Raw genomic sequence first — 26,693 nt, 5'->3', positions numbered from 1 at the left:
AGACCACCGAGCGGTGGTCTTTCCATTTATAAAACAGCTTAAACTTTGGATTGTTAGTACCCTGGATTCTGAACCAAATTTGGGTTTAGAATAAGTTGTGCTGACGGAATTGGGAACAACTGACGGTTAGTGTCTCCCACTGCTCCAGCTTCTTTAAATTCCCAGTCCTTAGTGTATTGTCCAAAACGAATTAAATCGTTTCTTCTCCATCCTTCGGTGTACAGTTCACGTGCTCTTTCGTCCAAAAGGTCTTGTTCTGTAACCGAACCAAGTGGAGCGGCACCTCTAACTGTTCTTAGTTCATTCACCATAGAAGTTGGGTCTCCACCGCTTCTTAACATGGCCTCAGCCTTCATCAAATAGGCATCGGAATATCTAAAGAAGATTATGTGGTTGGCAAATTCTCCATCTCTCGGGTTGTATTTGATCACACGGATACCGGTTACCTCGTTGTTGTCCACTAGACTTGGTTGTCCATTAACTGCACTAACAAACTCTCTTGTGAAAGAAAGTGGCTCACCACCTCTGTCCTCTAGAGCGGCACCATTTGGTCCGTACTGTTGGCCCACTAGGAAACCAAAACCTACATTGGACCCATCAACAATACCGTCGTCATTTTCGTCTTTACCGTAAGTCCCGTCGAAAGTAATTCCTCCTTCTACCGGAACAAAACCTCTACGCTCTTCTTGACCGTCGAGTAAAGTGCCATTATTATTACCTCTGTTGTTGTCGGCATCACCCTCGAATAAATCGTAAAATTCGGCGAGTGTACTAAAGCCGTTCCAACCACCACCACCTAACTCGGTTGAGTTGTAGTGCAATGTGTTGAAAATTCTAGTGCCTGCAGATGTTTGTGCGTACCAGATAGTTTCGGTATCTCCACCGGGAACGAAAATATCAAAGTAGTCAGAAGCCAATTCATATCCATCCGACTCGATAGCATCCACCAATGAAATAACTTCGGTCATGTCTGCCGAAGCAGCTGAACCGGAACCATTGTAAATGTGTCTGTTCAAAAGAACTTTGGCTTTAAGGAATCTAGCAGCTGATTTGGTTGCCCTGAAATTATCGTCGCCTGCAGAGGAAGCTGGAAGGTTAGAAATTGCAGTGTCCAGATCGCTCAAAATAAATGTGATGGCATCTTCCCCGGTAAATACGTCCGGATCGGCCAATGGATCAGCAGCTTCTGTGTCTCTATAAGGTACTTGTCCGAAATTGTCCAAAATTATGAACATGGACAATGCTCTTAGGAAAGAAGCGTGTCCGATGGATTCGGTAGATGAGGCAGATCTTGAATCCAATACTTCACTTGCCTGTAATTGAAGACCGTTCCATTCGTTCCATACGCCTAAAATATAGGAGTGTTCCGGAGTCCAAGAATGCTGGTGCATTTGTCTCCATATACCATTATCCCCCCAGTCGGAACCTCTAGTGGGTACCAAAAGGGCATCTGTGGTAACTTCGTTCAATGCATATAAGTTGGCTTGTGTGCCAAAATACCCGTATGCATCGTTGTACATTGCGGTAATTTGACTTGAAGCCGCTTCAGCGGTTTGTATGCCTGTAAACCCATCGTCTAGTAGCGAGTCCGTTGGCTCTACCTCCAAATCCGTACAGGAAGCTAGCAGAATACCTACGCACAAGCTGAGCGAGAAATATCTGTTTGTTTGTTTAATAAAATTTTTCATTGCTTTTTTTTTAAAATTTAGCGTTGATACCCAATGTTACAGTTCTTGGTCTTGGGAATGCAGTGTAATCTATACTGGCACTCGGGATACCTGTTCCAAGGTCACCTGTAGAGGATGATACCTCTGGGTCTAGACCGCTATAGTCTGTAATCAAGAACAAGTTTTGTCCTGTAAGTGAAAGTCTCAAACTTTTAATGGCTCCTTGTCCGCTAAGCGGAACATTGTAACCGACACTTGCGTTCTGCAATCTAACAAAATCGCCATCCTCTAAATATAATGTAGAAACTTCTTGGCTAATGTTAGTGTCCAATCCTCTTTGATCAACATTTCTTGTTGTTTCAAAAGTTGGTCTGTTCAAAAAGGCGTTAGCCGTGTTGTTGTATACGGAGAAACCGAACTGACCAGTAAAGTAAGCGGATGCATCCCAATTCTTAACCCTTAGATTTAAGGAAAGACCTGCGTTCACATCTGGAAGGCCATCTTCTCCTACAAAATCTTTCTCGTCTGGGTTAAAGTTTGGATTGCCATTGCTGTCTTCCGAGTACTCAGCCATATAATAAGAGAAAAGTGACCTACCTTCTCCTAATCTTTGGGCAAAAGCGTCTGTTAGTCCAGGCCCGTTCAATGCTCCAAAGTTGGCGGTAACACCATTTAACCCTTCAACCTCGTTTTTGTTGTAAGCTATGTTAAAGGAAGAGGAGAATGTAATATCCTCTGTTTGCACAAAATCATAGTTCAAGGCGACTTCAACCCCTTGGTTGATAATTGTGCCATCTTCCAAATTTTTGAAAACAAATGGGTCTGCAGCAGGAGCAGCGGCACCCTGTCTAAACAAGAGATCATTGGTTTCTTTTCGATAAAAATCAATGGATCCACTGAAACGATCTAGGTTGAATCCAAAATCAAGACCAATGTTCATATCCAAGGTGGACTCCCATTTTAAATCTGGGTTTTGAACGGCTACGGTTTGTGCACCTGGTCTTAAGATTTCACCACTATCACTAATACTCGGTTCGGAGAAACGAACTCTTCTTAGGAAGTTCGCATATCCCAATCCTTCCTGGTTACCGGTAACACCAGCTCCAATTCTTAATTTAAGTGTTGAGATATTGTCACCTATAAAATCTTCTTCATTAATTTTCCAAGCAAAAGCACCGGAAGGGAAGTATCCGTACCTGTTATCTTCACTAAACCTTGAGGAACCGTCTGCTCTTACTGTTGCTGTGAACAAAAATTTATCGTTCAAAGTGTAGTTTGCTCTTGCAAAGAAAGATTGAAGTTCATCAGTATTATCAAAGGTATCGACCCAAACCGAGGTGTATCCGCCGGAAGAAATTCCCAATGATGCAGTATCCTCGAAAGGATTAATGCTGTTTACAAAATTTCCATTTGGGGCGTATCCAGCTTGCTGGTATGGCCCGTTGATGCTTGATCTTATGTTGTTCACGTCTTCAATCAGCAACTCTCCCATTTCATTCAAGTCGGAAGTTGGAGCTTGCCATCCCTGTGAGTTAAAACCTTCTCTTTGGAAATCTTGGAAAGAGTAACCTACAATTACATCCAATGATGAATTATCAAAAGTCTTTTTATAATTCAGCGTCGCTTCTAAAAGTTTACTGGTCGCATTCAACGTGTTGTATGCAGTTTGTCCATTACCTGTAACCCGGTTAAAGTTGTTTGCGTCCCCGGAAATAGAAGAAATAGACTCCGCATCCGAATCATCATAACCAACGCTTACCTTACCGGTCAATTCCGGAGTAAAATCGTACTCAGCTGAAAAGTTGACCAGCGCTCTGTCTGTATGCGTAACCGACTGGAAGTTGGCAAGATAGTTTGCTGGATTCAATTGATTTCCTTCCAAAAAGAAATTTGGATTAGCTGGCCAAGTTGGGTTCGCAGAGTATGCTGCACCGATCAAGTTACCACTTGCTCCAGAAGTACCACTAACTGGTGGTGCATCATCGTTTACACGCGAAATGGATGCTTGTAATGTAAGTCTTAATTTGTCATCAAGAAAACGGTGACTTGCATTGATTCTACCCGTAATACGTTCTTGTGCTGATTTTTCTATTACACCAAATTGTTTTCCGTAAGAGAACGTACCCCTAATGTTACCACTTCCATAATTTCTGGAATATGAAAGGTTTTGGTTTTGGGAAGCAACAGATCTGGTAATATAATCTTGCCAATTGGTATTGTATCCAAAATCATTTGCATCAGCAATTGCTTGACTTCTTACTGAAGCGGTCTTTGATAAAAATTCATCCCTATCAAAAAGATCATAGCTGTTGGCTGGCGTGGAAATACTTAAATTGGAGCTAAATTCAAAAACACCGCCTTGTCCAGATTTACCACTTTTGGTGGTAATGATAACTACCCCGTTCGCTCCCCTGGATCCATAAATGGCCGTTGCAGAAGCATCTTTAAGTATGGACATACTTTCGATGTCGTTGGGGTTAATAAAGTTCAATGGGTTTCTTGTTGCATTACTACCGTTGATCACATCACCACCTGAAGGAGTAGTGGATTCACCTGATAATGGCACGCCATCCACAACAAAGAGTGGATTGTTGTTGGAACGAATGGAGTTGGAACCCCTAATTCTTAGGTTCATTCCGGCGCCGGGCTCACCACTGGCCTGTGTAATCTGTACACCGGCGGTTTTACCCTGGATCAACTGTTCCGGGGATGCAATAACACCACCGTTAAAATCCTCAGAGGTTACGGCGGCAACTGAACCGGTCGCATCTTTTACCGTTGTTTGTCCATAGCCAATGATTACAACCTCGTCCAACGCTTGTGCGTCTTCTTCCAAGGTTACATTAATGGTAGATTGTCCATTCACCGCAATTTCTGCGGTCTTGTAACCAATGTAGCTGAAAACCAAAGTGGCGGTATCCTCTACGTTGTTTAGGGTGAAGTTACCGTCAAAATCGGTCTGCGTACCATTGGTAGTACCTTTTACCAATACGCTCGCCCCTGGTAACGGCCCGTTCGCATCCGAAACGGTACCTGATACTGTCTGAGCCTTTGCCAAACCGAAGCATAAAAATGCCCCAAGCAGCAAAAAGCTTTTTAGTAGCGTAATCTTCATAGATAATTAATTTTAAGTTTAGTTAATTTAATTCAAGTGTTAAACATATATAAAAAAAAGGTTAATGTAAATTTAACTATATTGTAATTTATCACGAAAACGGTTTCGTGTTGATAACTTTAGGAAATGTTGAATTCACAGAAATGGATATAGTGGTTTGAGTATATCTTAATTTTGTGAGCTGTGGTTAAGAATGTAGTAAGATTTACACTAATATAGTAAATTATATGCTTTTGCCAATTTTGGCCGCTAAGCCTCAATAGGATTTTATAACATGTTCGATGTAAAAAAGGTGATTTTCTTACGTCGTACAGCATCTTAATTAAGTATTTTTAGGGTTACGGAAATTGCAATCTAAATACAAGTATAGTTGAAGTCAAAGATTACCTTAAAGGATATTGCAAGGGAGCTGGAGGTTTCCATATCTACAGTTTCCAAAGCACTCAAGAACAGCGAAGAGATCAGTAGGGACACCAAAGAGAAAGTACAGGCTTTTGCCAAACTTTATAACTACAAGCCCAACAATATAGCCATTAGCTTAAAGAATAAGCGCACCAAGAATATAGGCGTGGTGATTCCGGATATAGTGCATCATTTTTTTACTACCGTTATCCGAGGTATCGAGAAATATGCCAATGCCAGAGGCTATAATGTAATTGTTTGTCTTTCCGAAGAATCTTTTGATAAAGAAGTCATCAATATGGAAATGTTGGCCAATGGAAGTATAGATGGTTTTATTATGTCACTATCTTCCGAAACACAATCTAAGGGCGATTACAATCACTTAAAAGAGGTTACTGACCAAGGCATACCTGTTGTTCTTTTTGATAGGATCACCAACGAAATCGACTGTGACAAGGTAATTATCGATGACGAACTCGGAGCCTATCGTGCAACTCAAAAATTCATTGACCAAGGAAAAAACAAGATTGCCCTGATTACCACCGACGATTACCTAAGTGTAAGTAAGGCAAGAACAAAGGGATACCTAAAAGCGCTTCAGGAAAGCAATTTGGGCGTTGATGAATCGCTGATCTTAAAACTTCCATCCATGGAGATGGACGAGCAGGCCATCAAAACCTTTTTGAACGAGGTGGACCCTGATGCCGTTCTGTGCGTAAACGAAATTTTTGCGGTCTACAGCATGCGATTGGTCCAAGAAAAGGGATTAAAAATTCCCGAGGATATCGCTTTTATCGGCTTTACCGACGGCGTGCTGTCCAAATATGCCAATCCAAGTCTATCCGTGGTGGCCCAACACGGGGAAAAGATGGGCGAGGTCTCTGCAGAAATGCTTATCGATAAAGTAGAGAGCGAAGCGGAGGAAGAAAGCTATACGACCAAAATATTGGAGCCCACCTTGGTGATCAGGGATTCCATAGAACATTAATTCTACAAAGAAATATTTCTGTTTAGAACATGAGAACAATAAAAGGCCTAATCTTGATCTTGGCCATTGCGGCATTAAAATCGTGCAAAGAAAAACCAAAGCCAGCTCCGCAACCTATGAAAAAGAAAGAAGTAGTTTACCAAGTATTTACCCGTCTTTTTGGAAACACCAACACTACCAATACACCATGGGGTACCATAGAGGAAAACGGTGTGGGCAAGTTTGCCGATTTCTCCGAAAAAGCCTTGACCGAAATAAAAGCTCTCGGCGTTACCCATATTTGGTATACCGGAGTGCCCCATCATGCAGTGATCAATGATTATACAGAATACGGCATTTCCAATGATGACCCCGATGTGGTAAAAGGTAGGGCCGGTTCCCCATACGCAGTTAAGGATTATTACAATGTTGATCCGGATTTGGCCATCGACCCATCAAAAAGATTGGAGGAATTTAAGGCACTGGTGGATCGTACGCACAACGCAGGTATGAAGGTCATTATCGATATCGTACCCAATCACGTAGCAAGAAATTATGAAGGAAAGACCAATCCGGACGGAGTCGAGGATTTTGGAAGCTCCGATGATACATCAAAAGAATATGCGGTAAACAATAATTTTTATTACATCCCCGGAGAAGCGTTTAAAGTACCTGATTGGCAGGAAGGATACCTGCCACTTGGTGGTGAAGAAAACAATTTGACCGACTCCAAGTTTGAAGAAAACCCCGCTAAATGGACAGGTAACGGTTCCAGACTGGCACAACCTCACTACAACGATTGGTACGAAACGGTAAAAATAAACTATGGGGTACGCCCGGACGGTACAAAAGATTTTGATGAACTGCCAGAGTCGTTCCGAGAGAAAGATTATAAAGAACATTATGAGTTTTGGAAGGACAAAACACTCCCGGATTCTTGGGGCAAGTTCAAAGACATTGCCCAATATTGGTTGGATTTTGGAGTAGACGGGTTCAGGTTTGATATGGCCGAAATGGTACCCGTGGAGTTTTGGAGCTACCTTAACTCCAATATTAAGATGAAGAACCCTGATGCCTTTCTATTGGCAGAAGTCTATAATCCAGCCCTTTACCGAGATTATATCCACAAAGGAAAAATGGATTATTTGTATGATAAGGTCGAGCTCTACGATAGTATAAAACATATAATGAAGGGGTATGGTTGGACAGATCACATCCCCGTAGTGCAGAAAGGCATGGCGGATATTGAGCACCACATGCTACATTTTTTGGAAAACCACGATGAGCAGCGTATCGCAAGTCCCGATTTTGCAGGAAATGCACAATTGGGAAAGCCGGCCATGGTAGTGTCGGCAACGATCAGTACCTCTCCTACAATGATCTATTTTGGACAAGAAGTAGGTGAGCCCGGGGCGGAAGATGCTGGGTTTGGTGACCCGACCCGGACTTCGATTTTTGATTATGTCGGGGTGCCACATCACCAAAGGTGGGTCAACAATAAAAAGTTCGATGGAGGGCAACTTACCAAAGAAGAAAGGGAACTTAGGGATTTTTACAAACGCCTGTTAAATTTTACCATATCCAGTGAGGCGTTGATGGGCGAGTACCAGGAAATTCATTTTTACAACAAAGATCATACGGAGGATTATGACCACAGAGTACTATCGTTCGTTAGATGGACATCCAATGAAAAACTAATAGTACTTTCCAATTTTGATGCCCTAAAAAACTATTCTTTAAATCTAAAAGTACCGGAAGATGTAATCACAAAATGGGAGCTAACAGATGGTGATTACCCGTTGTCCGAGGTCTTATTTGGAGAAGTTTCCCCAAAACTTTCCGTAATAAATGGGCAAGGACAAATCCAATTGGATTTGGCTCCACTACAATCTTATATTTTTAAATTAAAGTAATAGGACCGATTAAGTTGGCCCTATTTTTTAATTTTAGGTTAAGTTGGGTTTCTACATGGGGTAAGAAGAGTATTTTTTAATTACAAATTGTATTTTTAGCCCTATAACCAAACCATCATGAAAAAAAACTTACTTATTGCACTTGGAGCCATTTGGCTTTTAACGAGTTGTGAAATGACAAAATCAAAACCATTGGTAATTGGACATCGAGGAGCCATGGGGCACGAGACCGAGAACACATTGGCATCAGTACAAAAAGCTTTGGATCTGGGAGTGGATATGATCGAGATTGATGTATTCAAGATCCAAAGTGGCGAGATTGTGGTTTTCCATGATAAAAAGGTGGACCGGCTTGCCAACGCCGGCGGAAACATTGAGGAATATAATATGTTTCAATTGCGACAACTTGTATTGGACGGTGGGCATAAGATTCCCATGCTCCAAGAGGTGCTGAAGCTCATAGATAACAAGGTAGCACTAAATATAGAGCTAAAAGGTGCAGGAACTACGGATAAAGTTAATCAAGCCATCAACTTTTATGTAAAAGAAAAAGGATGGAATATAGAAAACTTTATTATTTCCAGCTTTAAATGGGACGAGCTCCAAGCCATGAGAGCGATCAACAAGGATGTTAAAATTGCCGTATTGACCTCCGAAGATCCGTTGCAAGCGTTGGAAGTGGCCAAGGAGTTGGATGCCGTAGCCATTAACCCAAACTATAAAACCCTTACACAAAACAATACTGCTAAAATCCAATCGGAAGGATTAAAAGTATATACCTGGACGGTCAACGAACCCGAAGACATTCAAAGAATGACAGAATTTGGGGTCGATGGTATTATCACCAATTATCCAGAACGTGTGAATTAATGTTCGACCTTATTATAGTAGGTGGTGGAGCGGCAGGTTTCTATGCGGCAATTCAAGTGGCAGAACGTGCTCCCGATCTGAAAATAGCCATTTTTGAAAGGGGCAAGACTGTTCTTTCCAAAGTAAAGATCTCAGGCGGTGGACGTTGTAATGTTACCCACGGGGAGTTTGTGCCCAAATATTTGGCGACCAACTATCCTCGGGGCGAGAAAGAGCTTTTGGGACCATTCCATGCCTATGCCCCAATGGACGTAATGGCTTTTTTTGAAGAACGGGGCGTACCATTGAAAGTGGAAGAGGACGGACGCGTTTTTCCAAAGAGCGATTCCTCCCAAAGTATTATTGATTGTTTGGTAGGAGAGGCGGACCGATTGGGTGTAACAGTCTTAAGAAACAGTTCTGTAAAAGATATAAATAAAACAGAAGAGGGGTGGCAGGTGACCACGATGAACAAGCATTATCAATCCAAAAAACTATTGTTGGCCACTGGCAGTAATCCGAAAATCTGGAAGCTTCTGGAAAAATTAGGACATCAGGTCGTACCCCCCGTCCCTTCACTTTTTACCTTTAATGTTTCCGATAATAGAATTAAAGGTATTCAAGGTTTGAGTACATACGCCTCGGTCGAGGTTTTGGCCAAAAAGGTATTCCATACGGATAAAAAATCGCTCAATCTTAAAAGTAAGCTAGATCAAAATACTTTTCTCTATGCAGAAGGCCCCGTTCTCATAACTCATTGGGGATTAAGTGGACCGGCAATTTTAAAATTATCGGCTTGGGGAGCAAATATTCTTAACGATTACAATTATTCTTTTAGAATATTGGTGAATTGGTTGCCGGAATACACCACCGAATCCATGGAAGCCAGCCTAAGGGAAATAAAGGAGGTGGAGGCAAAAAAAACCGTGATGCGGACCAATGTCACCGAACTGCCCAAACGATTATGGAAACGATTGGTTGAAGCTGCACAAATCGGGCCGGAGAAACGTTGGGGAGATATTTCGAAGATGGAGCTTCGGGCATTGGCAGAACAATTGACGGCTTCATCATTTAAGGTAGAGGGGAAAAGTACGTTTAAAGAAGAATTTGTGACCGCTGGAGGTGTGGATTTAAAAGAAATCAATTTTAAAACTTTTGAAAGCAAGTTGCATCCCGATCTTTACTTTGCAGGTGAGATTATAAACGTAGATGCCATTACGGGAGGATTTAATTTCCAAAATGCATGGACCGGTGCCTATATTGCAGCACAGGCCATAACTTCCTAGGGGCTCACTGTAAAAGTATAGCGGCCCAGGCGGCTAAAACTGCTCCTGCAATGGGACCGACCACAGGAATCCAACTATAACCCCAGTTATTCCCGCTTTTATTCTGCAATGGCAATAGCGCATGTACAATCCGTGGGCCTAGATCTCTGGCAGGATTAATGGCGTAACCCGTTGTTCCCCCTAAAGAAAGGCCTATGCCCCAAACAATTAAGGATACAGGTAGGGCCCCTAAAGAACCAAGGCCAATAATGGTATTATCCGTGGTCAGCATGGCATCGGTAAAAAAAAGTACCGAGAAAACGAGCACAAAAGTGCCCAAGAACTCTGAAAAAAGATTAATTAACGTATTGGGTATGGCAGGGGCAGTACAAAACACGGCTCTTTTGGTATCACCATCGCTAGTGGCACTAAAGTGATCTTTGTTCACTAGCCAAACACAAAAGGCCGCCAACATGGCTCCAATAAATTGTGCTAAAATATACGCTGGAACTTCGTTCCACGGAAATTTTCCGGCCACGGCCAACCCAATACTGACAGCTGGATTGATGTGGGCACCGCTGTACGGCCCAGCCACTACTACTCCGGTGTAAACGGCAATCGCCCAACCTGTAGTGATCACAATCCAACCAGATCCATTTCCATAAGTTTTTTGAAGCGAAACGTTCGCAACTACACCGCACCCGAGGACCATTAACAAAAAAGTGCCTATAATTTCAGCTATAAAGGGAGTCATATCAATGTAATATTAGTGTTTATGGTTATGGAAGTTCCGTCCAAAATTCAAGTGCCTTTATTGCTTTGTACCATTCTTTTATGCCTTGTTCAATGGTTTCCCGCTCGTTGGTCGGTTCAAAGTGTACATCGGTTTGCCAGATTTCCTGGATCTCTTGGTGGTTTTCCCAATAACCAACGGCAAGACCTGCCAAATATGCCGCTCCCATTACTGTGGTTTCAACAATTTTTGGTCGAACGGTGATGGTATTCAGAACATCGGCCTGGAATTGCATCAGCATATCGTTGACGGTTGCACCGCCATCAACACGTAACTCTTTAATGGAAATTCCCGAATCTGCTTCCATGGCCTTAAGAATATCCATGGTCTGGTACGCAATGGACTTTAAGGCTGCCCGGGCAATATGGGCATCGGTGGTGCCCCGGGTAATACCGAATAGGGTTCCTTGGGCTTTCTGGTTCCAGTGGGGAGCGCCCAAACCTGCAAAGGCTGGAACAAATACAACTCCTTCGGTACTGTTGACCGAGCTGGCTAGTTTTTCTACCTCTTCGGAGGATTTAATGATATTTAGGCTGTCGCGTAACCATTGTACCACCGCACCGGCTATAAAAACACTGCCCTCTAGGGCATAAGTGGTTTCACCATTAATTTTCCAGGCTACCGTGGTAAGTAGATTGTTCTCGGATACAATGGGTTTGTCACCAATGTTCATCAACATAAAGCAACCTGTGCCGTAAGTGTTTTTTACCATGCCCTGCTTTGTACACATTTGACCGAACAATGCGGCTTGTTGGTCACCAGCAATGCCGGCTATCGGTATTTTGGTGGCAAAAATATTGGGACTGGTATTTCCATAAACCTCGCTGGATTGTTTTATGTTGGGCAGCATACTTTTGGGAATGCCCATCAGTTCCAGTAATTCATTGTCCCAGTCCATGGTATTTATATTAAAAAGCATGGTTCGGGAGGCATTGGTCACATCGGTAATGTGCAGGGCTCCGTCCGACATTTTCCAAATAAGCCAAGTGTCAATGGTACCCATGATCAAATTGCCATTGTCCGCTTTTTGTCGTGCGCCTTCTACATTGTCCAAGATCCATTTCACCTTGGTTCCGGAAAAATAGGAATCGATTACCAATCCGGTTTTTTTTCGGATGATATCGGATTTCCCCTCTTTTTTTAGTTCATCGCAATAATCGGCAGTCCTTTTATCTTGCCAAACAATGGCATTGTACACGGGCTCACCGGTGTTTTTGTCCCATACGACCACGGTTTCCCGTTGGTTGGTGATTCCTATGGCGGCCAATTGGGTGGATTTAAGTCCTTTTTTGCTCACGGCCTCGGCAGCTACTCCTGCTTGAGTGGACCAGATTTCACTGGGGTCGTGTTCCACCCATCCTGGTCTGGGAAATATTTGAGTGAATTCTTTTTGGGCCATGGACACAATTGTGCCTTTTTTATCGAACACCACGGCACGTGAGCTTGTGGTCCCTTGATCCAAAGCAAGGATGTATTGGTTCATTTTGTTAATTTAATGCGCTTGAATTTACTAAAATTAATTCGGGTGCAGAATCAATCACTATGGGGAATACATACATTGGCTTACTTCGGGGTATAAACGTAAGCGGCCAAAAAAAGATTAAAATGGCCGAATTGAGGCGAGTTTTAGAGGAAATCGGTCTTCAAAAGGTGAAAACATATATTCAAAGTGGGAATATTGTTTTTGAGGGTGGCAACATAGAACAAAACGATTTGCAGCGATATATTTTTGATGCTATTTATCAAAATTTTGGTTTTGAGGTGCCGGTATTACTGTTCAATAAGGAAGAAATAGAGCATGTTTTGAACAAAAGTCCATTTATGGATGCCGATGGAGAGAACAGACTCTATTATGTTTGGCTAAGAACTTCGCCTGAACATGATTTGGTAGAACAATTTAATCAACATCAATTTAAGCATGAAGATTATTTTGTTACCGATAAATGTGTGTATTTACTCTGTAAAAATGGATATGGCAGGGCAAAACTCAACAATAACTACATCGAGAACAAACTAAAAGTGGAGGCTACGACCCGAAACCGAAAAACGATGCTGAAACTATTGGAAATGATAGATTCCTAAGCGTTGAGTTCCCAGATTTTGTAGTTGAGGGCAGAGGCAAAAGCGACCCAGATTACGTAGGGTACCATTAAAATTGCGGCAGGTTTGCTTATCACCTTGAACCATTTTATGGTAAGAAGGATCATGGTCAACAGGGCCAAAATTACAATTAGACCGCCAAGAGGATTTTTAAGTCCAAAGAAAACTATGCTCCAAAGTGCGTTTAACAACAACTGAAAAACAAAGTGATACAAGGCCGTTTTTACCCAAATGTGATGATATCCTTTGGACCACACTATTCCAGCTGCAGTGCCCATCATAACATATAAAGCGGTCCAGACGGGGGCAAAAAGCTCGTTGGGCGGCGTAAAAGAGGGCTTGTTCAGTGTAAGGTACCAGTCGTTCACGGAACTTTGGGTGGCAATGCTGGACAAAAAACCTATGACAAGGCAGACCAAAACACTAATGGCGATGTAAATAATTCTTTTTTTCATGGCTGGCTCAACTTCGACTAAATTAAGAATTTATTTGTATCCTAATTACTGTAAATTTGGCGCTCCTTATATTTGTTGAAATATCCATTGCCAATGACGGAAAAACAATTTTTGCCCGGTACGTATTTGGAATTGCCCGAAAATGGCAAGGTGACCTGGAAAGCACCCAGCAATATTGCCTTGGTAAAATATTGGGGCAAAAAACCAGTACAGATTCCCGCCAATCCGTCCATAAGTTTTACTTTGGATACCTGTGCTACTACAACATCGGTATCGTATGGAAAGAAGAACAATGGGGGCATATCCTTTGATCTATTGTTCGAGGGCAAGGCAAAAGAAGATTTTAAACCCAAAATCCATACTTTTTTTGAGCGTATTCGGGAGTATGTTCCGTTTTTGGATAAGTACCACTTTACCATTGATACCACCAATTCCTTTCCCCATAGCAGCGGAATTGCATCTTCGGCAAGTGGAATGGCCGCTTTGTCCATGTGTTTAATGGATATGGAGAAAACACTGAACCCCGCTATGTCGGATGAGCTGTTCCATGCCAAGGCATCTTATTTGGCCCGATTGGGATCGGGCAGCGCATGCCGGAGCATAAAAGGCAGTATGGTGCAATGGGGCGCCCACAAGAACATTCCCAACAGTTCCAATTTGTACGGAATCGAGTATCCGTTCGAAATTCATCCGGTTTTTAATGGTTTTTGTGATACGATTTTATTGGTCCACAAAGGACAAAAACAGGTGAGCAGCACCGTCGGCCATCAATTAATGCACGGTCACCCGTATGCCACGAATCGTTTTGAACAGGCCTTTGCCAATTTGGATACGTTAAAACCAATTCTGGCAAGTGGGGATTTGGAAGGATTCATCAAGCTAGTGGAAAGTGAGGCTTTGACCCTGCATGCCATGATGATGACCAGTATGCCCTACTTTATTTTAATGAAACCGGACACTTTGGAAATCATCAACAAAGTTTGGGAGTTCAGACTTGATACCAAAATACCGCTATGTTTTACGCTTGATGCTGGGGCCAATGTTCATTTGCTCTACCCGTCATCAGAAAAGGAAAAGGTACAAAAGTTTATCAAAGATAACTTGGCGGACCATTGCGAGAACGGACAGTACATTAACGATGTGGTGGGGTCGGGGGCCATCAAAATAAACAGCTAAAAATGAACAGATAAGCTGTTTTTTTACGTTATTTGCCAAAGTTTTTTACCAATCGGGAATGCTATTTTTAACGATAGAATTTATTTGTTCATCAAATTTTATCAAAAATTAAACAAAATTGTTTGTATCTTAGTACTGTAATATGAAAGGTCCATTGTTTTATTCCAAGATATTGTTGTTTGGAGAGTACGGTATTATCAAAGACTCCAAAGGATTGTCCATACCTTATAATTTCTTTAAGGGAGCATTAAAGTGGGACAAGAACAATTCGGAAATGGCCCAAGAATCCAACAAAAGTCTAAAAGCTTACGCGGCGTACCTAAAAGCGCTGGAAATTAAGGAAGAAGGCTTGGTCTCTTTTGATATCGAAGCTTTGGAAAGGGATGTGGCCGAGGGTATGTATTTTGATAGTTCCATTCCGCAAGGTTATGGAATTGGGAGCAGTGGCGCTTTGGTGGCTGCCATTTACGACCGTTACGCTACGGACAAGATTACGGTTTTGGAAAACCTGACGCGCGAAAAGTTACTACAGTTGAAAACGATTTTCGGAAAAATGGAATCTTTTTTCCATGGTAAATCTTCCGGATTGGATCCATTGAACAGTTATTTAAGTCTGCCTATTTTAATCAATTCCAAGGATAATATCGAATCTACCAGTATACCCTCCCAAAATACCGAGGGCAAAGGAGCTGTTTTCTTGTTGGATAGTGGCATTACTGGCGAAACCGCCCCGATGGTGCAAATATTCATGGAAAATATGAAGCAGGAAGGATTCCGCAATATGATCAAGGATCAGTTTATTAAACATACCGATGCTTGTGTGGAGGATTTCCTGAATGGCAACATAAAATCCTTATTTGGTAATCTAAAGCAGCTATCCAACGTGGTTTTTGACAACTTTAAGCCGATGATTCCTTCCAAGTTCCATCAGCTTTGGCAAAAAGGAATCGAGACCAACGATTATTACCTAAAACTGTGCGGATCCGGAGGAGGAGGTTATATATTGGGCTTTACCCAAGACCTCGATAAGGCAAGAAAAGCTTTAAAGGGACATACTTTGGAAGTGGTTTACAACTTCTAAATACCAATACATGCTCAATAGAAAAAACAAACTCTTGCTTTTTAAGCTGTTGAGTCTGTTCTCTGTGGTTAGAGGGTACAATATTCTTGTTATTACCCTAGCACAGTATTTGGCTTCCATTTATATTTTGGCACCCGATATTCCTCTTGGTGAAGTGGTTTTGGACGCAAATCTATTTATGATCGTTACGGCCTCTGCACTTACCATAGCCAGTGGGTATATCATCAATAATTTCTACGATGCCGAGAAGGATTTAATCAACAAGCCCACGAAGAGTATGTTGGATCGTTTGGTAAGCCAACGTTTTAAGCTCACCACCTATTTCATACTTAATTTTTTGACCGTTTTTGCAGCAAGCTATATTTCGTTCAGAGCAGTGCTGTTTTTCTCTTCCTATATTTTTGGTATTTGGATCTACTCGCACAAGCTTAAACGCATTCCGTTTATAGGTAATTTGGTATCGTCCACATTGGCAATTGCGCCATTTTTTGTGGTTTTTGTGTATTATCGAAATTTCCAGGCGGTAATTTTTGTGCACGCTATTTTTTTGTTCCTGTTGATCTTGGCGCGTGAAATGATCAAGGATTTGGAAAATATGGCCGGCGATATGGCACAGAATTATAGGACCATACCTATTTTGTATGGTCCCAAAACGTCCAAAACGATGATTTCCCTTTTCATTGTACTCACTTTGATTCCTGCGCTCTTACTTATTAAAACCTTCGATGTTGGATATATGTACCTCTACTTTGCGGCATGTATTGTGCTCTTGGTGCTGTTCTTGGTATTATTGTGGAGGGCAGATGCCAAAAAACACTATGTATGGCTGCACAACATTATAAAGTTTATTATCGTGGCAGGAGTTTTTAGTATTCTTCTGATCGATGTGGAGGTGGTGCTGAACCGAATATTGTAATTCTTTGTGCTTTAGATTTTTTGGAGTGTAAAAAGAGTACATTTGCAAAAAAATACGACTGATGGCGAAATCAGACAATAGAGGAAGAAGACCTTCTAAAAACTACAAGGGCGGGGACCCTAAAAAACCATTTGGCAAGGGTAATGCACCAAGGCCAAAACAGGGGACTCCCAAGAAAAAATCCAACCCGGACGAAATACGGCTGAACCGCTATATTGCCAATGCCGGTATTTGTTCCCGAAGGGAAGCCGACACCTATATAGCTGCGGGCAATGTGACAGTGAACGGGAAACCGGTAACCGAAATGGGATTCAAGGTAAAACGTTCGGATGATGTACGTTTTGATGGTAAACGTCTCAATTTGGAAAAGAAAGAGTATGTTCTGTTGAACAAACCCAAGAACTTTATTACCACAACGAGTGATGAAAAGGGGCGCCGAACGGTTATGGAGCTGGTTTCCAGCGCGTCGAACAATCGTTTGTTGCCCGTAGGTCGATTGGATAGAAACACAACTGGATTGTTGCTATTTACCAACGATGGTGATCTTACCAAAAAACTCACCCACCCTAAGCACAATGTGCGTAAAATTTACCATGTGCATTTGGATAACAATCTATCCTTGGCAGATTTCCATAAAATTGGCGAAGGGTTGGAATTGGAAGACGGACCTATTACCGTGGATAGCATTAGTTATATACAAGGTGCGCCAAAGCGGGAAATAGGAGTGGAGATCCATAGCGGGCGTAACCGGATCGTTCGCCGAATTTTTGAACATTTGGGCTATACAGTAACCAAACTGGACCGTGTAATTTTCGCTGGATTGACCAAAAAGGATTTGCCCCGTGGCCATTGGCGGTACTTAACCGAGCAAGAGGTGATCAATTTGAAGAATATTAGGTAATATTTTTAAGGGATTATTGAGGAGGTAGGACTATATAAATAGAGGTTAGCTATTGTTTGTGCTACAGCCGTTGCAACTTTTTTATCCTGACCAATGGTCCAGGACACAATGCTTTATGACAATTTAGGCAACTTACTACCATTGTATTGTAGAGACTGTCCATTTGTTTTGCTTTTGCAGACTCCAAATTTTTGATGCTTTGTAAATACAGGTCGGCAAACACTTTATACTGCCCTGAAGCTGTTTTTTCAGGTTCGGTCGCATGGGCAGTTAGCATTTTCTCATGGTCTATGTTTAATTTTACAGGTCTTCCATTGGCTATTTGCTGTTTGATCGATTCCGCTTCATCGAACATTTCTCGCATTAGAATTGCCAGTTCGCTATCGCCATTCGGATTTACCGATTGTTGAATTTTGTTCTCGCTTGTGGTTTGTTCCTTGTTTTTTTCTGTACAAGAGGTTGCAGTAATTAAAATAACAAGTGAATAAGTAAGTATTTTAAGCTTGTTCTTCATTAATAATAGGCTACAATGATAATTATTGGCCGAATTTACTTTTTTGTGGCCACTCTCTCATAAAAGGACAAGTGAATTTTGTTAATGGCTCTAACATATGCGCAAACTGTAGGTTTTATTAAACTGATGTATCATTTGAGAAGCGTTTTGCAAGTTTAACAATCAACTTATCAGAATTTGCAACTACTTACGATTGTAGGGTTTTCTACAATGATAAATCTTCTCTGAGGTATCAAATCCGTATTTAAATTGCTCTTCCTTTGAGAATGTATTTACAAAGTCATCCTCCTTTACCTCAAAGCCTACGTTTGCCAACCTGTCCTTATAGTCCTTACCATACCATCTTACATGGTCTCGCCTACCAAACGCCTTCAACCGCCCTTTTTCCGTGGTTATGGAAAAATCTTCGTAGGTTGCTTCCCTGTTGTAATCAATAGGTACCTGGAATATGCCAAAACCACCAGGCCTCATAACTCTGAACAGCTCCGACATGGCAAGTTGATCATTGGGAATATGTTCTAGAACGTGGTTGCACAGAATAAAATCAAAAGAACTGTCATCAAAAGGGATTTTAGTGATATCGACTTCCATAATTTTGGTTTTTCCTTTGTAATTGTATACGTGTGGAAATAGGTCGCATGGGAAATATTCAATCTCCGGAACATCCGAAAATAGATTGTAGAATACTTTTTCTGGGGCAAAGTGGAGCAATCGCATAGGTTCGTTGATCAGTTCTTTATCTTGAATATATTTCCAGACCAACCTGTGCCTTTCCAATGAACCACAATTGTGGCATTGTGCATTATTTCTTTTTGTATTGCCAAAGATTCCAAATTCCCGATAGTTGGAATTACAGATAGTACAATGGACTACATCCCCTTTAAATAACTTTTCCTTTCTCCATTTTCGGTACTCCCTATGCTTTTCTTTTAAAGAGAATTTGGTCAATCCCATCATATATTTTATCCTTCCATTTGGTTATAAAAAGATAAAAGTGGGGAAAGTACTCTGATTTTTCTCTTGTGAATTGACCAATGCCCGTTATGAGTTGACGGATGATGAAAACGGGGAGGAATACTTAAAAAAAGGGAATCAAAACCCTAGACTATAAGGAAACAAATAGAAGATAGTGAACCTCCCATTAGCCTTAAAAATTCCAACATTTGGTCGTAAATTAATGGATACTCATATGGAATAGACAGGTTTGGCTTTTTAATATTATCGGTTAAACCAATATGTGAACTTAAGAGTCAACGACCATAGATTTCCTTCGAGCGGGGATAATTGTTCGTTGTTGTTAAATACCAAAAACAAATCGGAGGCTGGAGCATACCGCCATTGCAAACGGGAGTTGATGCCAAAGTTATTGCTCTGTTCGTTGTACTGGAAAAGCGTATTCCAAAATAATTTATTGGTGAAGGTTATGTCCGCCTCTGTGCCCACGAGCAAAAAATCTGTAGTGTACCAAGGGTCGGGCAAATCCAGGTTGTTGTAGCTCAAATTGGCTCGTAAACTCACATATGGCTGAAAACGATACCCTACGTCTGCATTGAAATTGGTTCGATATCCACTGGAAAAATAACGACCCAGCCTTGTGGTCAAATTATAAGTAAATAAACTTTTGGGTTTGGAATTGTACGTGATGTAAACTCCGTTCCAATGGTGTCGCGTGCCAGCGGCCAGTTGTTCTTTGCCTGTATTTGTTGGGTCAAAAGGGGCCAAAAGCCTAACATATTCGTTAAACACATCAAAACTAAAAGAACTACGATCCATAAAATCCACCCCATACCCAACAATGGAAACATAATCGGTGGACGTCATGTTAGGATCAAAATAATAAAAACCGGTGAATTTTGGACCATGGCTTACCACCGTTTCACTGGCCGGCAAGAATTGATACCCCAAAGAACCTTCTGTTTTTATGTAATTGTTTCGTGGAACAAAACCCACTTCGGAAGTAAAGTTTTCGGAAATATATTCCTGTTGCACTCGCCAGTTCCATTTTCGGCTACTATATTCCAAGTGAGCTCCCTGTGCAAAACCATCGTAGGAAGAATCGGGACCAAAGGATTTTAACATGAATATCTTTCCATTGTACTTATTATCGGCCGAGGCCAAATTATACTCCAATCCCAGATTACGGTTGAACTTGGTGTATCTAGTTTTTAGACTATCGGCCAAATTGGTATAGTCCAAAGATTCCTTGTTTACGAACATCAACCCAATATTCGAGCGCGAGAACACCTTTTGCTGTAATGAAAGCACGGCAAAGTTTTGACCGGGAAGCCCTGTTTCGTCCACATTGTCGGTTTGCATGTCCATAAGTCCCAACCTTAGGTTTCGGTTTAGATTACCGCTAACCCTTGCTCCGGCAATTATGGGTACGCCCAAACCAATTCTACGAGAAAAGAAAGGGCGTATTTCGCTATAACCGAAATTGGCAAACAGGTCTGCATTTTCAAGGAAAAATTGACGCCTTTCCGGGAAAAAGAGTTCAAAACGGGTCAAATTGGCCACTTGTCTATCTGCTTCGACCTGTGAAAAGTCGGGATTTATGGTCAAATCTAAATTTAAAGATGAGGTGATTCCCAATTTTACATCGCCACCCACTTTAAATTCATTTTCATAGGAAATGCCATCTATACTGGAATTGCCTACTGTTCCCAAAACATAGGGGATCAATGAATAATTTAGGCCTTGTTTAGGCGGGGGATTGTCCCATACCATGGTACCGCTGTATGCCAATGATGATGTCGGGAATTGGCGGGGAATGGGCACCCAACTGGATTTTTCATTGGTGCTCAGGTCCAATCTCGAAAAATTTACGCCCCATTCCTTTACACCTTTTTCATACCGGATGGATTTAAACGGGATGGCCATTTCCACAACCCATTTATCTTCGTAACTCTGGACTTCCGAAACCCATTTACTGTCCCAATTCAAGTCTATGCTCCCACCGTTGGACATGGTGCCATCCCATTGTGCGCCATAGGCATTGGTACCAAAACTGAACCCAGTGGTCTGGTTGTTAAAGGGGTCCATAAACCACAAAAAGTTATCGTTGCCGTTAAAGGAGAAATCTCTACGTAGCGATTCCACGACATAAGAGTTTCCGGGAGTTTTATAAAAGGAGGCCAAGAGATAAAGCTGCTTGTCGTCGTAGGCCATCCGTATTTCCGATGGTTGTGTGGCTTTGCGATCGTCCATGGGCAATACCATGAAAAAATCCTTTGCCGGTTCAGCTTTTTGCCATGTGGCTTCGTTGCCGATACCATCAATGGTAAAGGTTTCATCCGTTTTGAACAGATGTATTTTAAAATCTGCATTCTTCTTTTGGGCTTGGGAGAACACACAAAAAAGCATGGCCAATGCCATGGGCACGGGGATGAGGTTGGTTCGGTTGATCATTGTTCGTTTAGTGCCATAAAAGTAATCATTTGCTCTGATTACTGCCAATGAATCATTTTTGCCTTGGGAGAAATGTTAAAGCGCTATACTAAAGAAAGGAGGAAGTTTTTCAATCTTTTTTAGTGAAGGTCAATATCTGTAGCCCATCCGGAAACGATTGCTTTTCCGTAAGATCCCAATTGACACTTGACTTGGAGGTGCCAAAAATTTTAGTACCTCCTCCTAGAACAATAGGATTTAGTTTAATTTTTAGTTCATCAATTAATCCATTGTCCAATAACCAGCCAGCAAATTGTCCGCCACCACAAAGATAGATGTCGGATTTTGCATTTTGTCGAATTTCGTTTACACGTTCAACACTCGGTTTTTCTACGGTTACCATATCGGATATATTTTCAATAGTTAAGGTGTTGGAAAAGATATGGTGTTTCATATTCGGGTAAGCGGGCTGACCGGGTTCAAGACCATATTGGTAACCAAATTCGTAGGTTTTACGCCCCATAATGACGGTTTTGAAATTAGCTAGATCGGATTTGTATTTCTCAACTCCTTCTCCATGCATCATAAACTTGCTGATATCATCATTCTCACCCGCAATGTATCCATCTATGGATGAGGCAACATAATAGACTATTTTTCTCATAATAAAATTTTTTATAGCCCGCCATCGGAATCTCTTTAATAGTTAAATGGAAAGGCCTTCAGTTCACGAGAGAAAAGTAGTAAAATTAAATTATCAAATAATAGCTAATTGATAAATGGGCTGTTTGAATTGATGGATTTAGGATGAAGCGGAAGGAAGCCATTTAGGTGTTGCACTTATCGGCTTCGTGTAAGGTTGGTTGTGTGGTTTAGTATTTACCTTAACAGGTACGTACCGAACTTAATATCTGCCAGGGTTTGCAAATAGGCTTGTTTCAAGCAATTGATTCATATGTTGTAGAGCATGGTACTTTTTAATAATCAGTATATTCATTAGGATTTTCTAATTGAAATTTTGGGCTATTTTCCAGAAAAATGTCAAAATAGGCAGTGTGTGTTGCTCCTAAAAGGATAAAGACTCTGTCATTTTCGGTCATTTCTATATCATTAAAATTGCTGAACATTTTTAGATTCCGTTGGTAGAATTTAGTGATTTCATCAACTCCTTCCTGATTTCCTGTGGTATGTTGTGTCGCCAGAAAATTGTATAGGTCAAATGTTTCCATTTTATATTCTCTCGTGTTAATCGTCCTAAATTGTTCTCTAAATTTTAAAGCATTAACTCTCTTATAGTTATTCATGACTTGTGAAATGTAAAGACTGTCGGCGACTTTTTTATTAGCAATCTCCACTAAACTTGGGTAATTAAAACCTGTTTGGCTGTCTATCCCGTAAATTCGATTTGTACCACTCAACCGCGCCACTTCAAGTCCGATCGAATTTAATTCGTCCGAATAATTTAGTCTTTTAGTCTGGTCTTTAACATACTCTGAATAGGTCGAAGCTATATAGTCATTATTCTTAGGTTCTAGCTCAAGACAAATAATGGTCGGTTTAAATTCAACGATTTTTTTAACGAGTTTTTTTAGATCAGCTTTTTCATTTGGGTCATTCAAGTCAATTTGAGAAGAATTTGCGTCTGATGTTTGGCTTAAATGAGCAGTTCCAAAATTAAGGACTCTAATTTTTCCGTTTATTTCGGTTTCAGAGTTTTGTTTGTTTTTACTGTTTTCTTTCTCATTTTTGATTTTGGTATTGCAACCAACTAAGATTAAAGTTGCCAATCCAATTAGTAGTTTGTTCATTGGTTTAATTTAGTTCTTCTTGTTTAAGCACAGCAATAAAGATATGATTCGTTTTAGTGAATTATATCTACAAATATGAAGTTAGTGGTTTTCTGATTGGATTTCTAGTAGAAATTGATCTTTACCCTGTTCCAAATGACGGATTTACATATATGTCGAAATTAGAGCTTTTGTGTTAAAAAAGCTTCTCCATTTTTTCTTGTATCTCCTCTAAACACAAATTGCCCAAACTACCCTCATGGGTGTGTTCAATGTCTCGTTTAGGCTTAAAATTACCGTTTTCTATGGCTGTGCCCATAGTTTTATAGGCATCACGGAAAGGCATTCCACTTTTAACCAGTTCGTTCAAAGTATCCACACTAAAGAGATAATCGTATTTGGGGTCGTCCAAAATAGATGGGTTGACCTTGATTTCTTTAAGACTAAAGGTCATCATTTCCAAACAGGCATGTATGTCCTGTAATGCCGGGACAACTACTTCTTTTACCAATTGAAGGTCCCTATGATAACCACTGGGCAGATTGTTCGTGATCAGTATCAACTGGTTGGGCACAGCTTGAATTTTATTGCATTTAGCCCTGATCAATTCAAAAACATCTGGGTTTTTCTTGTGGGGCATAATGCTACTTCCCGTAGTGAGCTCGTTCGGAAATGAGATAAAATCGAAATTTTGGCTCATGTACAGGCAAATGTCCATCGCCATTTTGGAAAGGGTGGCAGCAACACTCGAAATTCCGAATGTAGTGGCTTTTTCCACTTTGCCACGGCCCATCTGTGCAGCTACCACATTGTATTTTAGAGTGTCGAAGCCCATTTCGGCCGTGGTGAAACTTCTATCGATGGGGAACGAGCTACCGTAACCAGCGGCACTTCCCAATGGATTTTGGTCCGCTGCCTTGTAGGCTGCTTGCACAAAGTATAAATCATCTATTAAACTCTCGGCATAGGCAGAAAACCAAAGCCCGAACGAGGAGGGCATCGCAATTTGTAAATGGGTATATCCGGGCAGCAATACATTTTTATGTTTGTCGGCGAGTTTTAGCAATAGATCAAAAAGTGACTTTACCTGATTTTTAATCTCGGCCAGTTCATCTTTAAGATATAATTGCATAGCCACTAAAACCTGATCGTTTCTGGAACGTGCAGAATGGATTTTTTTGCCGGTGTCGCCCAATTTTTCGGTAAGTACAAACTCTATTTTTGAGTGCATATCCTCAAAATCCTTCTCGATTGTGAACTTTCCTTTTTCAATATCCTTTGCGATGGAGTTCAATGCTGTTACAAGGTCTTTGGCCTCGTTTTGAGATATAAGACCTACCTTTCCCAGCATTTTAGCATGTGCTTTTGAAGCGATAACATCATACTTTGCCAATACCAGATCTAGTTCACGATCATCTCCTACGGTAAAATGGTCTATTTTTTTATCGGTACTGAATCCTTTGTCCCAGAGTTTCATACTATTCAATTATCAGTTGTCAATTATCAATAAACAATGGCTCATTTTAAATTACTGGTTTGTCATTGTTTATTGCAAAAATCCTATTAGTGTTTTGATGTAAATATCTATACCTTCTTTTATTTCGTCCACAAATATAAATTCGTCGGCAGAGTGCGATCTTGTACTGTCGCCCGGACCCAGCTTTACCGATTGGCACGTTAAAGCGGCCTGATCGGACAACGTAGGTGAACCATAGGTTTTTCTTCCAAGAGCCAGGCCACTTTTTACCAAATCATGTTCAGGGTCAATACGAGAAGAGTTTAATCGAAGCGATCTAGGAATCATTTTACAAGGAGCTTCCTTTTGTAGTATATTGGCAATTTCTTGATTGGTGTAACGATCGTTCACGCGTACATCTATCACCAAATCCACATGGCCGGGCACTACATTGTGCTGGTTTCCTGCACTTACTTGGGTCACTGTGAGCTTAACTTTTCCAAGGGCATCGGAAACCTTGTCGAACGAGTAGTTTTTTAGCCATTGCAATACTTCTATGGTATTGTAAATTGCATTATTGTCGTTGGGGTGCGCGGCATGCGAAGGAGTGCCTTCGACTACCGCATCGAATACCACTAGTCCTTTTTCGGCAATGGCCAAGTCCATCAAAGTGGGTTCGCCCACAATGGCAACATCGATTTTAGGGAGAATGGGAAGGAGTGCGCGAATACTCTTTTCACCGGCATCCTCTTCCTCTCCGGTTGCAGCCATAATAATATTATGGCTCAGATTCTCATCTTCATAAAAATGGACGAATGTGGCCAAAAGGGAGACTAGACACCCACCTGCATCGTTACTGCCCAGTCCGTACAATTTGCCATCTTCAATATGGGCATTAAAGGGGTCTTTGGTGTATGCACTGTTGGGTTTAACGGTATCGTGGTGGGAGTTGAGCAACAAAGTGGGCTTGCTTTCATCAAAATATTTATTGAAGGCATATATATTATTGTGCTGTCTTTGGGTTTTTACCCCAAAACCTTGCAGAAATTCTGCAATGGCATCAGCGGTTTTATCCTCTTCTCCGGAAAACGAAGGGGTCCCGATCAGTTTTTTGAGGAGTTCAATGGCTTTTTCGGTCAATAAAGTTTGTGTTGGTCTCATAGGGTCAAAGTGGTATAGTCGGTATTGTTGGCTTCGAGCATTTCGGTGTTTCCGATGCAAACCTTACCTACTTGATTTCGAAGTGCGTAAAAGCAATTATGCATTTTGGGAAGCATTCCATCGGCAATAATGCCATAGGCCAGAAGTTCATCGTAATCTTTGGAATTGATATGATGGATTACGGAGTTGTCGTCTTCTATATCTTGCAGTACCCCCTTTTTTTCAAAACAGTAATATAATGTGGTCTCGAATTGCTCGGACATGGCTATGGCCAATTCGGCAGCTATGGTGTCCGCATTGGTATTCAGCATTTGCCCTTTACCGTCGTGCGTAAGGGCACAAAAAATAGGTGTAAAACCAGCTTGAAGCAATTTAAAAATGCCATATGTGTTCACAAGGTCCACATCGCCCACAAAACCGAAATCCACATTTTTTTTAGGTCTTTTGTGAGCTCTAATGGCATCGGCATCGGCTCCGCTCATTCCAATGGCATCGGTACCCAAGGCCTGTAATTTTGCCACGATTTTTTTGCTGAACAATCCTCCGTACACCATTAGGGCAATTTCGAGAGCTTCCGCGTTCGTAATTCGTCTACCGTTCACCATTTTGGATTCTACTCCCAATTGATTGGCCAATTCGGTCGCTTTTTTGCCTCCGCCATGGACCAAAATTTTGTTTCCATCTAATTTGGAGAACAGATCTAGTACACGTTTGCACCCTTCGACATCTTCAATAAGATTACCTCCTATTTTTACAATGGATAATTTTTGTTTCATCTGTTTTGTGTT

Annotated in this window: 22 protein-coding genes; 9 read left to right on the top strand and 13 right to left on the bottom strand. The window is 41.3% G+C overall.

Going from position 1 to position 26,693, the window contains the following annotated elements:
• Window positions 1-53: 53 nt before the first annotated feature.
• Together MJO53_RS05170 and MJO53_RS05165 are read right to left on the bottom strand one after the other, a co-directional pair.
• Complete coding sequence (locus MJO53_RS05170; protein WP_224836295.1) at window positions 54-1,688, bottom strand: RagB/SusD family nutrient uptake outer membrane protein; 1,635 nt, start codon at window positions 1,686-1,688, stop codon at window positions 54-56.
• Window positions 1,689-1,698: 10 nt separating this feature from the next.
• Window positions 1,699-4,782: a SusC/RagA family TonB-linked outer membrane protein gene (locus MJO53_RS05165; RefSeq protein WP_252080727.1), complete on the bottom strand. Its 3,084-nt coding sequence runs from the start codon at window positions 4,780-4,782 to the stop codon at window positions 1,699-1,701.
• A 370-nt stretch (window positions 4,783-5,152) separates the two neighbouring features.
• Here MJO53_RS05165 and MJO53_RS05160 point away from each other — a divergent pair, with 370 nt between their 5' ends.
• The 4 genes from MJO53_RS05160 (at window position 5,153) to MJO53_RS05145 (ending at window position 10,199) form a co-directional block, all read left to right on the top strand.
• Window positions 5,153-6,172 (top strand): LacI family DNA-binding transcriptional regulator, encoded by a 1,020-nt coding sequence (locus MJO53_RS05160; RefSeq protein WP_252080726.1) that lies wholly within the window; start codon window positions 5,153-5,155, stop codon window positions 6,170-6,172.
• Between the two features lie 29 nt (window positions 6,173-6,201).
• A complete protein-coding gene (locus tag MJO53_RS05155) occupies window positions 6,202-8,064 on the top strand; it encodes an alpha-amylase family glycosyl hydrolase (RefSeq protein ID WP_252080725.1) in 1,863 nt (620 codons plus the stop codon).
• A gap of 117 nt (window positions 8,065-8,181) precedes the next feature.
• Window positions 8,182-8,934, top strand: coding sequence for a glycerophosphodiester phosphodiesterase (locus tag MJO53_RS05150; RefSeq protein ID WP_252080724.1), 753 nt, complete (start codon window positions 8,182-8,184; stop codon window positions 8,932-8,934).
• The gene (locus MJO53_RS05145) at window positions 8,934-10,199 is read left to right on the top strand and encodes an NAD(P)/FAD-dependent oxidoreductase (protein WP_252080723.1); all 1,266 of its coding nucleotides are present in this window, start codon (window positions 8,934-8,936) and stop codon (window positions 10,197-10,199) included. The genes MJO53_RS05150 and MJO53_RS05145 overlap by 1 nt, the downstream gene beginning before the upstream one ends.
• A gap of 4 nt (window positions 10,200-10,203) precedes the next feature.
• Here MJO53_RS05145 and MJO53_RS05140 read toward each other — a convergent pair whose 3' ends face one another.
• A complete protein-coding gene (locus MJO53_RS05140; protein ID WP_252080722.1) occupies window positions 10,204-10,932 on the bottom strand; it encodes an MIP/aquaporin family protein in 729 nt (242 codons plus the stop codon).
• A 25-nt stretch (window positions 10,933-10,957) separates the two neighbouring features.
• The gene (glpK, locus tag MJO53_RS05135) at window positions 10,958-12,454 is read right to left on the bottom strand and encodes a glycerol kinase GlpK (protein ID WP_252080721.1); all 1,497 of its coding nucleotides are present in this window, start codon (window positions 12,452-12,454) and stop codon (window positions 10,958-10,960) included.
• A 59-nt stretch (window positions 12,455-12,513) separates the two neighbouring features.
• Here glpK and MJO53_RS05130 point away from each other — a divergent pair, with 59 nt between their 5' ends.
• Complete coding sequence (locus MJO53_RS05130) at window positions 12,514-13,053, top strand: DUF1697 domain-containing protein (protein WP_286037773.1); 540 nt, start codon at window positions 12,514-12,516, stop codon at window positions 13,051-13,053.
• On the opposite strand, the gene MJO53_RS05125 is transcribed toward MJO53_RS05130, so the two are convergent.
• Window positions 13,050-13,526, bottom strand: coding sequence for a TspO/MBR family protein (locus MJO53_RS05125; protein ID WP_224836304.1), 477 nt, complete (start codon window positions 13,524-13,526; stop codon window positions 13,050-13,052). The genes MJO53_RS05130 and MJO53_RS05125 overlap by 4 nt on opposite strands.
• 93 nt (window positions 13,527-13,619) lie before the next feature.
• Here MJO53_RS05125 and MJO53_RS05120 point away from each other — a divergent pair, with 93 nt between their 5' ends.
• From MJO53_RS05120 to MJO53_RS05105, 4 genes are all read left to right on the top strand, one after another.
• Complete coding sequence (locus MJO53_RS05120; protein ID WP_224836305.1) at window positions 13,620-14,702, top strand: diphosphomevalonate/mevalonate 3,5-bisphosphate decarboxylase family protein; 1,083 nt, start codon at window positions 13,620-13,622, stop codon at window positions 14,700-14,702.
• Between the two features lie 142 nt (window positions 14,703-14,844).
• Window positions 14,845-15,783 (top strand): mevalonate kinase, encoded by a 939-nt coding sequence (locus tag MJO53_RS05115; RefSeq protein ID WP_252080719.1) that lies wholly within the window; start codon window positions 14,845-14,847, stop codon window positions 15,781-15,783.
• 10 nt (window positions 15,784-15,793) lie between these two features.
• Complete coding sequence (locus MJO53_RS05110; RefSeq protein WP_252080718.1) at window positions 15,794-16,699, top strand: geranylgeranylglycerol-phosphate geranylgeranyltransferase; 906 nt, start codon at window positions 15,794-15,796, stop codon at window positions 16,697-16,699.
• Between the two features lie 61 nt (window positions 16,700-16,760).
• Window positions 16,761-17,600, top strand: a complete 840-nt coding sequence (locus MJO53_RS05105; RefSeq protein WP_252080717.1) for a pseudouridine synthase — start codon at window positions 16,761-16,763, stop codon at window positions 17,598-17,600.
• A gap of 61 nt (window positions 17,601-17,661) precedes the next feature.
• Here the strand turns inward: MJO53_RS05105 and MJO53_RS05100 are convergent, their stop codons facing one another.
• The 8 genes from MJO53_RS05100 to argB form a co-directional block, all read right to left on the bottom strand.
• The gene (locus tag MJO53_RS05100) at window positions 17,662-18,114 is read right to left on the bottom strand and encodes a hypothetical protein (protein ID WP_252080716.1); all 453 of its coding nucleotides are present in this window, start codon (window positions 18,112-18,114) and stop codon (window positions 17,662-17,664) included.
• Between the two features lie 183 nt (window positions 18,115-18,297).
• Window positions 18,298-19,071: a class I SAM-dependent methyltransferase gene (locus MJO53_RS05095; RefSeq protein ID WP_252080715.1), complete on the bottom strand. Its 774-nt coding sequence runs from the start codon at window positions 19,069-19,071 to the stop codon at window positions 18,298-18,300.
• 261 nt (window positions 19,072-19,332) lie between these two features.
• Window positions 19,333-21,570 (bottom strand): DUF5916 domain-containing protein, encoded by a 2,238-nt coding sequence (locus tag MJO53_RS05090; protein ID WP_252080714.1) that lies wholly within the window; start codon window positions 21,568-21,570, stop codon window positions 19,333-19,335.
• 61 nt (window positions 21,571-21,631) lie between these two features.
• On the bottom strand, window positions 21,632-22,165 hold the full coding sequence (locus tag MJO53_RS05085; protein ID WP_252080713.1) for a dihydrofolate reductase family protein: 534 nt from the start codon (window positions 22,163-22,165) through the stop codon (window positions 21,632-21,634).
• 313 nt (window positions 22,166-22,478) lie between these two features.
• Window positions 22,479-23,309 (bottom strand): DUF5694 domain-containing protein, encoded by an 831-nt coding sequence (locus MJO53_RS05080; RefSeq protein WP_252080712.1) that lies wholly within the window; start codon window positions 23,307-23,309, stop codon window positions 22,479-22,481.
• A 175-nt stretch (window positions 23,310-23,484) separates the two neighbouring features.
• On the bottom strand, window positions 23,485-24,765 hold the full coding sequence (gene argH, locus MJO53_RS05075; protein ID WP_252080711.1) for an argininosuccinate lyase: 1,281 nt from the start codon (window positions 24,763-24,765) through the stop codon (window positions 23,485-23,487).
• Window positions 24,766-24,834: 69 nt separating this feature from the next.
• Window positions 24,835-25,905, bottom strand: coding sequence for a M20 family metallo-hydrolase (locus tag MJO53_RS05070; RefSeq protein WP_252080710.1), 1,071 nt, complete (start codon window positions 25,903-25,905; stop codon window positions 24,835-24,837).
• A complete protein-coding gene (gene argB, locus MJO53_RS05065; protein WP_224836318.1) occupies window positions 25,902-26,681 on the bottom strand; it encodes an acetylglutamate kinase in 780 nt (259 codons plus the stop codon). The genes MJO53_RS05070 and argB overlap by 4 nt, the downstream gene beginning before the upstream one ends.
• Window positions 26,682-26,693: the final 12 nt, after the last annotated feature.

Source organism: Flagellimonas marinaquae, assembly GCF_023716465.1.
In the GTDB taxonomy this organism is placed as follows: domain Bacteria; phylum Bacteroidota; class Bacteroidia; order Flavobacteriales; family Flavobacteriaceae; genus Flagellimonas; species Flagellimonas alginolytica.
The sequence above is the reverse complement of the archived record's forward strand: the minus strand, read 5'-3'. Positions and strand labels throughout refer to the sequence as shown.